This is a genomic window from Rothia sp. CCM 9416 (assembly GCF_048513535.1).
Lineage (GTDB): Bacteria > Actinomycetota > Actinomycetes > Actinomycetales > Micrococcaceae > Rothia.
On sequence record NZ_JBLXXR010000003.1, the window covers coordinates 145,993 to 161,188 of the forward strand.

The 15,196-nt window shown below is 58.3% G+C and carries 11 protein-coding genes, 1 tRNA gene and 1 other RNA gene; 6 read left to right on the forward strand and 7 right to left on the reverse strand.

Annotated elements, in window-relative coordinates; all coding sequences use genetic code 11:
- Positions 1 to 96: 96 nt before the first annotated feature.
- Together ACN080_RS02705 and ACN080_RS02710 are read left to right on the forward strand one after the other, a co-directional pair.
- A complete protein-coding gene (locus tag ACN080_RS02705; protein WP_419111087.1) occupies positions 97 to 771 on the forward strand; it encodes a hypothetical protein in 675 nt (224 codons plus the stop codon).
- An 85-nt stretch (positions 772 to 856) separates the two neighbouring features.
- Complete coding sequence (locus tag ACN080_RS02710) at positions 857 to 2,296, forward strand: PepSY-associated TM helix domain-containing protein (protein ID WP_419112978.1); 1,440 nt, start codon at positions 857 to 859, stop codon at positions 2,294 to 2,296.
- A gap of 107 nt (positions 2,297 to 2,403) precedes the next feature.
- Here the strand turns inward: ACN080_RS02710 and ACN080_RS02715 are convergent, their stop codons facing one another.
- From ACN080_RS02715 to ffs, 5 genes are all read right to left on the reverse strand, one after another.
- Positions 2,404 to 3,360: a 3-methyladenine DNA glycosylase gene (locus ACN080_RS02715; RefSeq protein ID WP_419112979.1), complete on the reverse strand. Its 957-nt coding sequence runs from the start codon at positions 3,358 to 3,360 to the stop codon at positions 2,404 to 2,406.
- Between the two features lie 573 nt (positions 3,361 to 3,933).
- Positions 3,934 to 5,226: an aspartate kinase gene (locus tag ACN080_RS02720; protein WP_419100379.1), complete on the reverse strand. Its 1,293-nt coding sequence runs from the start codon at positions 5,224 to 5,226 to the stop codon at positions 3,934 to 3,936.
- A 139-nt stretch (positions 5,227 to 5,365) separates the two neighbouring features.
- Complete coding sequence (recR, locus tag ACN080_RS02725) at positions 5,366 to 6,445, reverse strand: recombination mediator RecR (RefSeq protein ID WP_419112980.1); 1,080 nt, start codon at positions 6,443 to 6,445, stop codon at positions 5,366 to 5,368.
- A gap of 12 nt (positions 6,446 to 6,457) precedes the next feature.
- A complete protein-coding gene (locus tag ACN080_RS02730; RefSeq protein ID WP_419112981.1) occupies positions 6,458 to 9,154 on the reverse strand; it encodes a DNA polymerase III subunit gamma and tau in 2,697 nt (898 codons plus the stop codon).
- A 161-nt stretch (positions 9,155 to 9,315) separates the two neighbouring features.
- Positions 9,316 to 9,412: signal recognition particle sRNA small type (gene ffs / locus ACN080_RS02735), an RNA gene on the reverse strand.
- Between the two features lie 161 nt (positions 9,413 to 9,573).
- On the opposite strand from ffs, the gene ACN080_RS02740 reads away from it, so the two are divergent.
- The 3 genes from ACN080_RS02740 to ACN080_RS02750 all read left to right on the forward strand — a co-directional run bounded on the left by ACN080_RS02740 (position 9,574) and on the right by ACN080_RS02750 (position 12,753).
- Positions 9,574 to 9,658: transfer RNA gene (locus tag ACN080_RS02740), tRNA-Ser, on the forward strand.
- 402 nt (positions 9,659 to 10,060) lie between these two features.
- Complete coding sequence (locus tag ACN080_RS02745; RefSeq protein ID WP_419112982.1) at positions 10,061 to 12,355, forward strand: S8 family serine peptidase; 2,295 nt, start codon at positions 10,061 to 10,063, stop codon at positions 12,353 to 12,355.
- 68 nt (positions 12,356 to 12,423) lie between these two features.
- A complete protein-coding gene (locus tag ACN080_RS02750) occupies positions 12,424 to 12,753 on the forward strand; it encodes a type II toxin-antitoxin system VapB family antitoxin (protein WP_419100385.1) in 330 nt (109 codons plus the stop codon).
- A 229-nt stretch (positions 12,754 to 12,982) separates the two neighbouring features.
- Here ACN080_RS02750 and ACN080_RS02755 read toward each other — a convergent pair whose 3' ends face one another.
- A complete protein-coding gene (locus tag ACN080_RS02755; protein WP_419105468.1) occupies positions 12,983 to 13,651 on the reverse strand; it encodes a TetR/AcrR family transcriptional regulator in 669 nt (222 codons plus the stop codon).
- Positions 13,652 to 13,927: 276 nt separating this feature from the next.
- On the opposite strand from ACN080_RS02755, the gene ACN080_RS02760 reads away from it, so the two are divergent.
- Complete coding sequence (locus tag ACN080_RS02760) at positions 13,928 to 14,608, forward strand: queuosine precursor transporter (RefSeq protein WP_419112983.1); 681 nt, start codon at positions 13,928 to 13,930, stop codon at positions 14,606 to 14,608.
- Positions 14,609 to 14,615: 7 nt separating this feature from the next.
- Here the strand turns inward: ACN080_RS02760 and ACN080_RS02765 are convergent, their stop codons facing one another.
- A complete protein-coding gene (locus ACN080_RS02765) occupies positions 14,616 to 15,071 on the reverse strand; it encodes a hypothetical protein (protein WP_419112984.1) in 456 nt (151 codons plus the stop codon).
- Between the last annotated feature and the right edge of the window lie 125 nt (positions 15,072 to 15,196).

The window sequence follows — 15,196 nt, forward strand, 5'->3', positions numbered from 1 at the left end:
AGCTCTTTGTAGGGCCTGCGACAAGTAGAAATAGGGTTCCTCACCCGGCCGGGTGAGGAACCCTACCTGCTTAAAAATCTATTAGAATTGACTATCATGCAGGCAGAAAACCGTCACCGAAGACTCACCCGAGGGGTGCTCTCTGCCTGCTTTGCCCTCTTCATGGGCCTGTGCTTTCACCTGGCAGGCGGTGGGCAGGTGCCGCCTACACCTACAAGGCTCCTGGTACCTTTAGCACTGGCTATCCTGGTCTGCACGCTCCTTGCTGGAACACGTAAGAGTCTGGTGCGTCTTACCGCCGGTGTGGCTCCAAGCCAATTTGCTTTCCACACCTTTTTATCTGCGGCTGAATATGCGCCCTACCATCCGGCTCATGTGATCCCCAGCCAAGCTATAGGACACGCAACCCATCATGGGGTTGCCCTGAGCCAGGCGGTTTCCGCAGAGGCACCGGCTCATATGCACATGGTTGCGCCGGGCTATCTGGGTATCTTCCCGGCAGAAACTCAGATGTTCCTGGCGCACGCGCTTGCCACGGTCATTACCGTAGCGGTCTTTTACCGCTATGAGCTGGTCCTAGAGAAACTTGGCACCTGCCTCACCTACCTGTGGGCAAGGCTCCTTAGCTCCCTGGGTCTGCTTGTGCCCTTGGGCTACCCTCGTACTTCTGCACTGTGCTCGGTGCACCAGCCAAAAGCACTCCCCGCTATTACGCTGACCCCTCACCTTCTGCGGGGGCCACCTCTATTCTCTTTCGCCTCACCCCTCTAAAAATACACATCAGGCGGTGCTGTATGCACCGCCTGTCAGAGAGCCTGCCCTTTTAACAAGGCAGGCCAGACGAAAGAGATTTACTGTGAACACCACTTCTGCGGGCACCGCTGTGCCCTCAGCGGCTTCGCCGCGCCCATCTACCAGCACCTGGCTCTATGCCCTCTTGAGGAGAATTCACTTCTACGCGGGAATCCTGGTCGCCCCCTTTATCTTTATCGCGGCGGCCAGCGGTGCGCTCTACGCCCTTGCACCGCAAGCCGAAAAAATGATCTACAGCCATGTACTCACCGCCCCGGAAAGCACCACCCGGCTGAGCCTTGATGAGCAGGTGGCCGCCGCTAACGCCTACCAGGGTTCAGACAAACCTGTAGCTGTTCGCCCTGCGGTGGCTCCCGGTACCACTACCCGCATCATGTACGCCGATGAGAGCCTGCCAGAATCCACCTACCGAGCAGTTTTCATTGACCCCGCCAAGGGCCAGGTCCTGGGGGATTACCCGGTTTATGGCAGTAGCGGATCCCTGCCCTTCCGTACCTGGGTCAGTAATCTGCACAAGGACCTGCAGCTGGGGGAGCCCGGGCGAATCTATAGTGAGCTAGCCGCCTCCTGGCTCTGGGTTCTGGCTCTAGGTGGCCTGGTGCTCTGGGCCCAGCGCGCCCGGCGCATGAAAAACAAGCGCCAAGCGATCCTGCCGAGTTCAAAAGGCCGCGGATACCTGCGGACTCTTTCACGGCACAGCGCCCTGGGCTTCTGGCTTGTTCTGGCTATGCTTTTTCTTTCAGCAACCGGTCTGACCTGGTCAACCTATGCAGGGGAGAACGTCAGCCAGGTTCGTCAGGCCCTGAGCTGGACCACACCGAGTATTTCCAAGGAGCTGCAACCCGGTAGCTCAAGTGCAAGAGGTGGGGAGCACGCCGACCACAGCTCACAGACCGCTCAAACTCAGGCCGACTCAGGAGCAGCTGCCGCTGTTTCCTACGACAAAATCCTAAGTACAGCCCGGGGCATCAATATCGACTCAGCCTCTGTGGAGATTCGTCCGGCCCCCGATGATCACACCGCCTGGGTGGTGCGCGAGCTGAAACGTTCCTACCCTACCCAAGCTGATTCAGTAGCCATTAATGGTGGCACATTGGAGGTAACTGACCGAACTGACTTTGAGGATTTCCCCCTGCCAGCCAAACTAACTAGCTGGGGCATTGCCTTACATATGGGCCTTTTTCTGGGGATCGCTAACCAGCTGGCGCTTTTTCTTGTGGCCTTGGCGCTCATGCTCATGTGCGCCTGGGGCTATATCATGTGGTGGCAGCGCCGCCCCAAGGGGGAGCGAGGCTTGGGGCCGGCACCGTCCCGTTCATCGCTAGGGCAGGTCCCCCTATGGGCTTGGGGGCTCACTGCTGTCTTTACGGTAGCTCTTGGCCTCTTCATCCCCCTGCTGGGTCTGAGTCTGCTGGTCTTCTTGCTCCTAGATGCACTTTTGGCTGTGCTAGCTGGGAAAAGGGGAGCTGAGAAGGCAGGTTAGGGGCTGAGCTCAGAAGGGGCTCACGCCCCGAGAAGCTGGTTAAACCCAGGGGCCTTACCCGCCACCTCTGGTGGGTAAGGCCCCTGATAGGTACTGAAGAATCGGGGCTAAGCCACCTTTTCTGCTGAGCAGGCCAACTCAGTGAAGTAGGGGTCTATCTTCTCCAGTAGCTTGTGACGCAGTACCTGTGAGCGCTGAGCAAAGTCTTTCTGTAACTTGACGTAGCTGGCCTTACCCTTGGGGGTCTCAATAGCGATAGGCTCATAGCCCCATTCACGCAGGTCATAGGGTGAAGCCTTCATATCAACTTCCCTAATATCCCGGGCGAGCTCAAAACAATCCATGAGGAAGTTTGAGTCCACCAAGGGCAGGAGCTTATAGGCCCACTTGTAGATGTCCATATTGGCGTGAAGGCATGACGGCTGTTCCAGATTCCGCTGAGCCTCACGGGTGGGCTGGATCTCGTTGAGCTCAGTGGCCTGAGGCATGAAGAAGCGGAAAGCATCAAAGTGCGAGCACTTAATCTTGTGGCTTTCTACGACCTGGTCTGTACCTTGCGCCCCTAAACGCAGATTCAGGTAGTCATGGCGGATATCGTTTTCCACTGACTTATAGGCCATAGCCCATTCGTGGAGGCCGAAGCAGCTGAATTCGCCGGGCTTTTCGGCGGTGTTGGAGATAATGGTGCGCGTGAAATCAAGAGCTGACCTACGTTCTTGGGCAAAGAGCTGGTGGTCAACCGTAACTGCCGTCCCCGAATCAGCATGCCTCCGGGCTTCCATGAGAGGCATGCCGGCCCGCATCAACTCTGAGGCTGTGGCTGGCCGGTAGTACTTCCACCTCAAACGCTCTGGGGCATCGAGAAGGATAGTGCCTGCCCCAGGGTGCCAGCGCATAAACTGACCGGGTTTGAGGGTGTAGTAGGTGAAGAGGAAATCTTCAACCGGGTGGACGTGACCGCGTTCTCGGCGGTCGGTAAAAGGAAGAGCGTAGGTGCCTGCGCGCTCCTCATGAGCGGCGGCTTGGGCGCGCCACTCACGCGAACTGAGAATTTGTAAAGGCATGCCACCAGTTTAGGTGACAAATTTGGACTTACAACCTCTCTTTTGTGTTTTTGGGATGCGTTTGGGGTAGTGGGCGCGTGTTTTTGACTGAGAGATGCTGTGCTATTGAGTGGAGCCGGAGAGACATTACCCGCCAGTAACTAGGGTAAACGTTTTATAAGGAATGTGTTGCCCTTTCCTGTGTGCAACTTCTGGCAGAAGATTTTTGAGCCCTAAATAATTTGAAAAAATTTTCTGCCTGAGAAGGTCTTTTGTAACAAAGTAAACCGGCTTCTCTCTTTGTTTGAAGTCTATCTACTCATGAGTAATATAGATACATTTCCCCTTGTCAGAGGCGATAATGGTTGTTTATATGGGATTATTGGATAAAGATTTTGTAGATATGTTTAAAATTTATTGAAAAAACAAACGGTTTGTTGCAAATAGGGCCTTAAGTGCCTTCTAACAAGGTCGGATACTCGGCCGGACCCATCCGTAACAAAAGCTAGCTCAGCCTTGCTCTTGGAAGAGCCCCGGCTTGACCAGCGGGGACACTGCTCAGGCCGGGGCTCCAAGACAAGGGGCCGCAAGAAATTAGCGGCCGGTGCCACCGTAGACGGTAGCTTCACCTTCAGCATCCAAACCAAAGGCGCTGTGCACAGCACTCACAGCCTCATCCAGCTTCTCCAGCTCGGTGATAACCGAGATACGAATCTCGGAGGTAGAAATCATCTGGACGTTAACCCCGGCCTTGCTCAGGGCCTCAAAGAACTTGAAAGAGACACCCGAGTTAGCCTTCATGCCGGCACCCACCAAGGAGAGCTTGCCAACGGCCTCATCGTACTCCACCGCCTCAAAGCCCAGCTCAGCCTTGCGGGCCTCCAGCAGTTCAAGAGCCTGGCGGCCCTGCGCCTGATCCAGGGTAAAGGTAATGTCAGTGACGTTTGGGCGGTCAGTGGGCACATTCTGAACAATCATGTCCAGGTTAATCTGCTCTTCGTTCAAGAAACCAAAGAGCTGGGCCGCTGAACCGGGAACATCCGGCACACCCACTACGGTGATCTTAGCCTGCGAACGGTCGTGGGCAACGCCGGAAATGAGGGGCTGTTCCAAAGGAATCTCCTTAGTAGTGTGTTCAAAGCCGTCCGGGGCATCGGGAATGACGATAGTACCTTCAAGATCAGAGAAGGACGAACGGACGTGAAGTTTCAGGTTAAAGCGGCGGGCGTACTCGACCGAGCGCAGGTGCAAAATCTTGGCACCGTTAGCGGCAAGTTCTAGCATCTCTTCGCTGGTGACGGTATCGAGCTTATGGGCTGTGGGGACGATTCGGGGGTCGGCGGTAAAGACGCCGTCCACATCGGAGTAGATTTCGCAGACATCGGCCTTGAGTGCTGCTGCTAGTGCTACGGCGGTAGTGTCCGAACCGCCACGGCCCAGGGTTGTGATGTCGCGGCTGTCGCGGTTCATACCCTGGAAGCCAGCAACAATGGCGATATTGCCCAGGTCAATAGACTCCTGGATCCGCTGGGGGTTAACCTCAACCAGGCGGGCGGCACCATGAACGCCGTCGGTAATCATGCCAGCCTGGGAGCCGGTAAAGGACTGCGCCTTAGCACCCAGATCATTAATAGCCATTGCCAGCACCGCCATAGAGATACGCTCACCGGCGGTCAGGAGCATATCCATCTCGCGGGAGGGGCCGGCACCGGGGGAAACTTCGGCGGCAAGGTCGAGGAGCTCATCGGTGGTATCACCCATCGCGGAGACAACTACAACAACGTCATTGCCTGCCTTGTGTGTATCCACAATCCGGCGGGCAACACGTTTGACGCCTTGGGCATCAGCGACAGAGGATCCACCGAATTTTTGGACAATCAGACTCATTTGAATTATCTCCAGTACAGGTGCGTGATGTGATAGGGGGTTTTTGATCCAGCTAGAACAATCTTACGTGCCCACAGCACCCAGGGTGAAACTCCTACCCATCGTGAAGCCGTATGACATAAAGCCCGTAATGATTCGCTTAGACCCAGGGGTTAACGTAGGTTTTACCGGGAATCGGAGGAACCTTGGGCGCTACTGTACGTAGGGGAGTTTTCTTGAGCTCTTTGAGCTTGGATTGGTAGGCCTCCTGGCGTTCTTCAGTCAGGCCCTCATCAGGCTGGCCGGCTTCAGCCTCAAAGGCAGCTGCTGCTAGACGTTCGGCTCGCTCTTCTGGCGAGAGGTCACCGGGGATAGCCGCAACCTCCTGGCTGAGCAGAACCTCGTTCAAATCCCCCTGCTGGGCTTGGACCGGTGCTTCTGCGCCGGGCTGAGCGGGCGCATGGGCTGGCTCCTGAGCCTGCTCCGGTGCGCTGGTCTTCTCTGCATCAAGGTCTTCAAACATTGATCCCGACCAGCGGGCACGGGGAGCCTTAGTTTGCGGGGTAGCTTGTGCCTGCTGGGCTTCAGCCTCAAGAGCGGCCTGGAAGTTCTCGGCAGGGTTGGCGGTCTCAGCCCGGTTGCCCTCACTGATAATGCGGCGCCCCTCCAAAGCACGACCCAGAGTAATCTCATCGGCGTACTCAAGGTCGCCACCCACCGGCAGGCCGGAGGCCAACCGCGAAACCCTAATGCCGATAGGCACCAGCAGGCGGGATAGGTAGGTTGCCGTGGCCTCACCCTCAAGATTGGGGTCCATAGCCAGAATCAGCTCGCTAATACGCTCATCGGAAAGGCGAGCCACCAGCTCACGGATTCGCAACTGCTCAGGGCCAATACCGGCCATAGGGTTAATAGAACCGCCCAGCACATGGTAGCGGCCGGTAAAGGAGCGGGTGCGTTCCACCGCGACCACGTCCTTGGACTCCTCTACAACGCAGAGGATCGCGGGGTCACGCTGCTCGTCCCGGCAGATAGCGCACAGCTTGGTTTCCGAGACGTTCCCGCAGATTTGACAGAAGCTCACGGTCTTCTTAACTCGGGCGATAGCGTCGGTCAGTTTAGCCATCTCACTGGCATCGGAGTTCAAGATGTAGAAGGCAATGCGCTGGGCCGATTTAGGGCCCACTCCGGGTAGCCGGCCAAGCTCATCAATTAGGTTCTGGACGGCACTTTCGTACACAAAAACTCCTTGCTAGCCCTGGTGCAGGGGCTGTTCGTCAATAACTTTTCCACCCAGTATTTTTTCAACAGCCTTCTGCCCAATGAGGACGGCAGATTCGAGGGCGGCATCGTCGTCGCTGGGGGTGAAGTCTTCTGCTTCTTCTACCGGGGCTTGCTGCTGGGACTGAGTAAGGGCCTGCTTACCTGCGGCTATTTGTGCTGCGTGACGTTCCCGGAAAGACAGCTTGCGTTCTTGTGTCTGATGCTGGCCTTGCTCGGCAGGAGCGGGTGTCTGCTCTTGGTGCTGGACCGTTGCCTGGGCTGTTGCCTGTGGAGCCAGCGGTGCTACTGCCGGTCTTGCAGGGGCAAAGCCAGTGGAGGGCTCGTCCGGGTCTTCCGGTTCCTGCTTGGGGGTGGGCGCAACCTCAGGGTCTTCCTGCCTTTGGGGCGCTACCGCAAAGGCGTTGCGTTCATGTGCGCCCTGGGAGGGGTGCTGAGCCTTAGCGATTTCTACGGGATCAGCATCACCTTCGATGACGCGCAGGTGGGGGCTGTGTGGGGTTTCCGCAGAGCCTGCGGCTTCTTCTTGGGCGGGAACCTGCTGGTCTTCGCTGGGAATTGCCGCCACGTTCCACGAGGTGACCGGGGCGCTCCAATCATCGGGACTCCATGAGGGGGGCTGGTCTGAGAGCGGCTGGCCGTGGGCCTCCCAGGCCTGGTCGCCACCGCGGGGTCCCTGGGCTAGCTCAACCGGTGGTGGGGAAGCTAGCCCCTGGTTCTGCCCCTGGGCAGGAAGATCGGGGCGCTCTGTATTTTCTGGTGGCAGCGGCATTGCTTGTGAGGTCGGATCCTGTGACGGCTCCGGGGAGGGCTGATGAGGAACCGGGCCGCTGGGCGTGGGCTTGGTGGGTGTGGGCTCGGTGGGTGTGGGCTTGGTGGGTGGTGCTGACCCTCCGCCCGGACGCTTGATTTCACCACGCAACTGAACCTGTAAGCCCAGCACGTTGAGAAGTGCCTGCTGGAGCTGAGGTAGGTAGTCCTTGACGGACTTAAGCACGGGTAGCTCAGCTAGCAGGAAGAGGGAACCGTTTTCAAAACGCACCGGCTGGCATTGGGCAAACTGGGCACGGGCCAGAGAGGAGGGCACCTGGCTAAGAATATCGGACCAGGAATTGAGTACCAGGTTGACCGTGTTTTCACCGGTGGTTGCCGCTGCTAGGGGAGCCTTGGTGGGGGCCGGCGTAGCGGGGGCCGGTGCGCTCGCTTGGGCTGCAGGCTGGGCCTGTGCCGGAACCCCGGCCGGGGGCTGTGCCGGGGCCCTCAGGGGAGGGGCAGCTAGTGGCTTACCAGCTAGGGGAGCGCCGGCAAAGGGCGCACTTGCTAGGGGTTTAGGTGCCTGCTCGGTAGCAGAAGAGCTCTGGGTAGCCGGAGCGCTCGCGGACGGGCCGGAACCCTGCTCTTGCGCTGTGGGGCCTGAGGTAGCGGGCATCGGGTGCTTTAACGACGGCCCTGTTTGAGTACCCTGCCTACCCGCTGCCCCCTGGGCGGGTGTAGCCTGCGGGACAGAAGCTATTTTGCCTTCCAAGCGTTCCAGGCGGGCCGCTAGAGCACCAAGGCTCTGCTCGCCCGAGGTGAGCAGGATACGGGCGCAGAGCAGTTCTAAGTGGAGTTGGGGGTTCATCGCCCCGCCCATCTCGTTCAGGGCCTCGTTGGTAAGGTCTGCGGCGCGCGAAAGTTCGGCAGAGCCAAGCTTCTTGGCCTGCGCTCTCATGCGTTCTAGCTGGTCAGCTGCAAGGCCGCGCAGAATGGAACCGGCGGTGTCGGGAACAGCTTTGACAATAATCAGGTCGCGGAAGCGCTCAAGTAGGTCCTCCACAAAACGGCGGGGGTCCTGACCGGTCTGAATTACCCGATCCACCGATGCAAAAACCTGGGCGGCCTCACCGCCAGCGAAAGCGTCTACAACCTCATCAAGTAGCTCACCGTGGGTAAAGCCAAGGAGGGCAACGGCCAAATCGTAGGTAATGCCCTGCTCACTAGAGGCACCGGCCATGAGCTGGTCCAGAATGGAGAGCGAGTCGCGCACCGAGCCACCACCGGCACGCACTACGAGCGGGATGACCCCTTCAGCTACCTGCACGCCCTCTTCTGAGCAGAGCTTACTCAGGTATTGGCCCAGAATTTGGGGTGGTACCAGCCGGAAAGGGTAGTGGTGGGTGCGGGAGCGGATAGTGCCTAGCACCTTGTTAGGTTCGGTGGTCGCAAAAATAAACTTAATGTGAGCCGGTGGCTCTTCCACAATCTTTAGGAGGGCATTAAAGCCCTCCCTGGTCACCATGTGGGCTTCATCGATAATAAAAATCTTGTAGCGGTCACGCACCGGGGCGAAAGTGGCTCTCTCGCGCAGGTCTCGGGCGTGGTCTACACCGCCGTGGCTGGCCGCGTCCATCTCGATCACATCGAGTGACCCGCCACCGTCACGGGAAAGATCGCGGCACGATTGACATTCCCCGCAGGGAGTGGGTGTTGGCCCCTGCGCGCAGTTGAGGCAGCGGGCAAGAATACGGGCTGAGGTAGTCTTACCGCACCCGCGCGGCCCCGAGAACAGGTAGGCGTGATTGACCCGGTTCTTTTCGAGGGCAGTCATGAGAGGTAGGGTCACATGCTCTTGCCCGATGACGTCGGCAAAGGACTCCGGGCGGTAACGGCGGTAGAGGGCAGTGCTCACATTAAACCTTCATTCGAGTGCTAACAGCTGAGCCCAACCGTGCAGGTCCGGGCAGATACAGAACCAGCGGGGGAACTGTTTTTAACAGTCTAGTAGGGGTGGCTGACATTCTAAGAACTGTGTACGCTGAGCATAATGGGTTGACTGCCAGTTTTTGGGCATAAAAAGACCCCCTACGCACCCGTCAGAGCCCAGATACCCTTGCTGCCTTCCGGCCCTGGGGGAGTTCTCCAAGATAACGCCACGTAAGGGGCTTCATCTACTGTAGCGCACCTGCGGGGTAGATGGCAAAGCGCTCTCTGCTGGCCTTAGCCTCCCGGTAAGAGGTGCCCGTGTTGCGTTAGTGGGTTGTGTGGGGTATGCTCGTATCTGTTCGCTTTCGTGAAGCTACAGTTCGCTGTAGCTAAAGCAAGACACCTGGAGGATTCGCCTAGCGGCCTATGGCGCACGCCTGGAACGCGTGTTGGGTTCACGCCCTCGGGGGTTCAAATCCCCCATCCTCCGCTAGCCGGTCTCATCGCCCACTTGATGAGACCGGCTTTTTATCTGCCCAAAACATGCACACCCAAAATGCTGACCCCGGCCTGCGCCGCTCATCCACCCCTCAAAGGTGACCATGCTGACTGCCATCTGGAGGAGCCTGAGCCTAGGGAAGAAGGCTTTTTCAAAGGGAGTACGCCCCGAGAAGAGACCCAGCGAAAATTCGCTGGTAAGAGAACGTCATGATGATGTCATAGTTGTTTTTCTGCCGTGGGCTTGGAAGCGACCGGCAAGGGGAGAAGGCCGCATATCTTCATAGGGCCTTAATGACCTTAAGTAAGTTTCGATATAGACCTCCAGCGGGGGATAGTAGCGCGACCGATACAATTCAAATTACCGAATACACATTCTCGTGACAGGACCCCCATGTTCCCCCTCACCCGCCGGGCTGAGCGCCACCACAAGCGGTGCCTCCTGCCCCTCGTCTTACTCTTTTCGCTCACCCCCGCACTGCCCGCGCAGGCCGAGCCCGCACCCCCCAACGAAACAGCCAGCTATCTGCCCGGGGACCCCACCCTGACCGGCGGTGAGCACGCCGAGCGAAGCGTCCTGCAAGAATCAAGGGTCGAAGAAACCACCGATCAAATCATCGTCCGTTTCACACCGCACGTCGCACCCACCCAACAGCAAGCCATCGCCCGCGAAGAAGTCGAACAAAGCCCGTTGGCAGACACTCTCCAGGCAGAAAATACCCGCGAGATTATTGACGGTACAGCCGTTATCCACCTCAGCCACGACCTGGACGCCCACGAACAAAAAGCACTGATCCAAGAACTCGAAAGTCGCCCCGACGTCCTTTCCGCCGAACCCGACCTGCGCGTCAAAAACATGGCCGCTGCCCACCCCGGCAACCCACCCAGAGACCCTTACTGGGACCAACAATGGAATATGCGCGAAGCCAAGGTACCGGTGGCCTGGAACCTGGCGACAGGCAAGGGGATTATCATCGGCATAGCCGATGAAGGCACCCGCTACCACCCCGACCTCACCCCGCAAGAAATCCCCGGCTACGACTTCGTCAGCCGGGACTATTCAAAAGACGGTGACGGCTGGGACCCGGACCCCACCGACCCCGGCGACTGGTACCCCGGCTCTTACTCCCTCTGGCACGGAATCCACGTCGCCGGAATCGCCGCCGCAAAAACCAGCAACGGCATAGGCGTAGCCGGTGTAGCCCCCGACGCCAAAATCCAGCACACCAGAGTCATGGGCCAATACGGACGCAGCTACATCTCCGACTACGCCGCCGGGCTCATGTGGAGTGCGGGTGTGCCGGTCAAGGGCGCACCGCCCAACCCCACCCCCGCAGACGTCGTGAACTTCTCCGAAGCCATCAACATGGGTACCTGCCCCCAGATCCTCCAAGACGCTATCAACCGCGCCGCCGCCCGCCAGGTCCCCATCGTCATCTCAGCCGGCAACAGCGCAATCAATGCAGCAGGGGCAACCCCGGCTAACTGCTCAGGCGGCATCGTCGTGGGCGCAACCGGCAAAGGCAAAATCATGGCCGGCTACTCCAACTGGGGGCACCGCCTCGACATCCTTGCCCCCGGCGGTGCCTCAAATGGGAGCGTTATCTCCACCTACAACAGCGGCCCCACCGACCCAGGTGACCCCTCCTACGGCTACCTGAGCGGAACCTCCATGGCCGCACCCCACGTCAGCGGAACCATCGCCCTCATGAAAGAGCGCAACCCCTCACTGACCATCGAACAGATCCGGTCAATCCTCAGAACCAAGAACGGCGGCTGGATCAAGGGCTACCCCTTCCTCAACACCGCAGCCGCAGTAGAAGCCGCCGGGAGCGGCTACAGCCTCATCGGCGCTATTGGCGCCCACTACTACGCCACCGGTGGCCAAGCAGTCTACGGAAAACCCACCGGCAACGAATTCCCCACCAGGCTCGGTGGAGCCGTCCAAAACTTCGCCCGCAGCCGCACTATCTACTGGACCGAGGCTACCGGCGCCCACACCATTTTCTGGCCAGGAGCCATCGGCGCGCGCTTCCGCCAGGCCCACTACGAATGGGGCTACGGCTACCCCACTATCGACGAAGAACCCATCGGCCACGGTGCAAAACAACACTTCCGCAACGGTAACTCCTACACCGCCGTCTTCTGGTCACCCCAAACAGGGGCCCACAGCATGAACCACAGAGGCGGGCTCTACTACAAATGGGTCGAATCAGGTCACGTCTACGGGTACGGCTTTCCCACTATCGACGAAACTGCCTTCGGTGACGGCGCCAAACTCTACTTCCGTAACGGCAACACCTACACCGCAACCTACTGGTCCCCCTACACCGGCTCCCACGCCCTCAACCACAGGGGGGCAATCTTCGCACTCTGGGTAGCAAAGGGACACATCGACAGCTACGGGTTCCCCGCCACCGACGAACTCGCCCTGCCCGGCGGAGCCGTCACCTACTTCCGCCACCGCAAGGGCACAGAAACCGCAATCTTCTGGTCACCCCAAACCGGGGCTCACAGCCTCAACTCCACAGGTGCCATCTACTATCACTGGCTCCATAATGGCTACACCACCGGGTACGGCTTCCCACTTGAGAATGAGGGCCCGGCTGTCAACGGGGTCGTGAGCGTCAAGTTCAGCGGCGGAAAAACAATCAACTGGTCTGCCAAACGCGGTATCTGGGAATCCTAATACCTAGCGCTCACCCTAGAGTGGACGAGTGCGCCGGTAGTAGCGGTCAGGACGCTTAGAATAGGTTCATGATTTTCAAAGGCGTCGGCGATACCCGCCCCTACCCCGACCACGGCCTCACCCAGCGCAGCTGGGGCTCTATAGCGCCCTCCCAGGTGCGCCTTGACCGCCTCATCACCACCCAAAAGAACCTCAACCTCGAAACCCTTCTGGCCGAAGACTCCACCTTCTATGGTGATCTCTTCCCCCATGTAGTGCGCTACCAGGGTGAGCTCTATCTGGAAGACGGCGTACACCGTGCCCTGCGTACGGCGCTCCAACGCCGCGCGGTCATGTACGCCCGCGTCCTGGATCTTGACGGGTTCGCACCGGGGCTACTGGCTAATGCTGACAGCTAATCATTCCCTGCGGGCGGGGCGGGTTTATCGCAGGGCCCAAGTTGGGGTGCTCAGCTAGCACCCCTTAAAGGCCAGCCCCGAGCCAGCTAGCAGGCACCCCAACTGCGGGTTTAAGTCAGGCCGTGAACCCGCTTGCTTGCGCCCTGGCTGTAGCGCACCAGCAAACATGAGCGCAGACAAAAGGGCCACCTCCCATAAAAGGAGGTGCCCCCTACCCAGTGAAAAATTTTTAGGAAGCCTCTACCAGGTGCACATCGGGGGAGCCGTCCAAACGGATAGGCCGCCCCAGCTCATCAAAACGAGCACCCAAGCCAAGCTGAATAAAACGAATCGTATGCTCAATATGGCGCTCGCGGGCATCGTTGCTGGCCGCATCCTCAGTACGGTCAGCCGTAGAGGACAGCGACCCATGAACAAGCTGAGCCAGCTCCTGAATATCGTTATCCGGCAGGTAGCCACGCTCAATAGCGCTCGAGAGGATACCGGCAAGCACCATCTGCAATTCGCGCACATGGGCACCTAGCTTAGCGAAAGCGTCAGGAGAAAGTACCGATCGCATGGCTGGCCCCGGGGGCATGTGCCGCCGGGAAAGGTCTTCAATCTGCAGTCGCACATAGACGGCAAGCTGGTCGATGGGGTTCTCAAAGCCAGCAAGAGCCTCACGCAAGTCAGTTAAGAAACGCTCGGTCTCATCGAGGGCATAGGCGATCAGAAGCTCACCCATATCGGCAAAATAGTTATAGACAGCCGTGCGCCCAATACCTGCGTTCTTAGCAACATGGGTCATGGTGAGCCCTGGCAGGCCCCGCTCATAGAGCAGGCGGCCGAAGGAGTCGAGGATGGCGCGTTTAGTGTTCTCGCGCTGGGCGGCATTCGTTGCGGCTGAAATTCTGGGCATACTGACACCTTACTCTAAAATGTCACCAAAACCTATCAGGGGCGACCGGCGGCTCAAAAACGTCAGAAAAACAGTCGGCCATGACCTCAACCTCCACCCCACAGGATGCCCCCAAAAAAAAGACCGGGTCAGGGCACCGGGGTGAGCTAGGCTCGCAGGCTCACTCTCAGCAGCCTCATGCAGGGCGGGTGCCACCACCTTTAGTGTAAAATACTGATGGCCCAGGTGGCAGGTGGGCACACTCGAACTCAACTCAAGATAATCCAGGGGAAAACTGTGTCTACACCCGCACCCGGCGATACCGGCTACGCCCGCCCAACCCGCACCTACTACGACCTGCTCCTGGCGGCAACCTGCGTGGTCTTTATCCTCTCCAACATTGGGGCGACCAAGGGTGTGACCTTTGGTCCCATCATTACCGACGGCGGCTTCTTCCTTTTTCCCCTGGCCTATGTGCTGGGTGATGTCATCAGTGAGGTTTACGGCTTCAGGCTGGCCCGCCGCGCCATCGTTACCAGTTTTGTGGCTGCCGCTGTAGCTGCGGCCTCCTTCTGGATCCTCATTGCGCTACCGGTTGCAGATTTCTACGAGAATCAGAGAGCTCTTGAAAGTGTGCTGGGGCCTGTTCCTCAGATTCTGGCCGGTTCCCTGCTGGGCTTCCTGGTGGGGCAGACCCTTAACTCCTGGGTGCTGGTCAAGCTCAAAGCGGCAACCGGCGGTAGGCACCTCTGGGGCCGGCTCATGGGTTCCACCCTGGTTGGCGAACTGGCAGATACCCTCATTTTCTGTGCTATTGCGGCACCCATTATTGGAATTACAAGTTTTGGCGACTTTATGAACTACGTGGTCGTCGGCTACATCTACAAGTGCGCTATTGAGTTCGTCCTGCTCCCTGTCACCTACCCGGTCATTGCCTGGTTCAAGCGTCACGAGCCCACCTACGGGGTGCAGGCTTAGGGGTACTCTAAGACCCGGTATAAGACCAGTCTGGCGCTGTGAAATCAATGGTGCCCAGGGGGAGGCACCAAAGCAGAAGTTCCTCCCCGTATAACTCTTCTCTGCGGGCTATTTCCTCGATAGCTCTGCCCCTATCTGCATAGGCGGCGACCGGTGAGGGGCTGGAATATGCTGTGGGGCTAAATGGGCCACCCTGAATGAGTACCCACAGAAGGGAGTCTGGAGCAGGCATCTCGATTGCATCCGAAACAGCAATTTTTTCCCAGGAAATCTTATGTTCTGGGTGGCGGTGAAAAAGCTTTAGGGCAGTGGCTTCATCGGCAACAACTCCCACGATCGGATTGTAGTTAGAAGCGAAGTCCCCAATAAAGACCAGTTGGACGCTCGCGTCTGCCCCTTGAAAAGGGCCCCTGCGGAAAAGGGGCAGAATCGGTGGTGGTTTTCCATCCTCACAGGCCACCATTCTGACTAGCTGCTTCAGCAGTCCAAACATGCTTAGACTCCGCAGTTAAGGGTTATCGTAGGTTTATATGTATAACTAAACTACTTGTATTTCATGTAATCAAAGGAGATGCGGTTGAGTGAAAA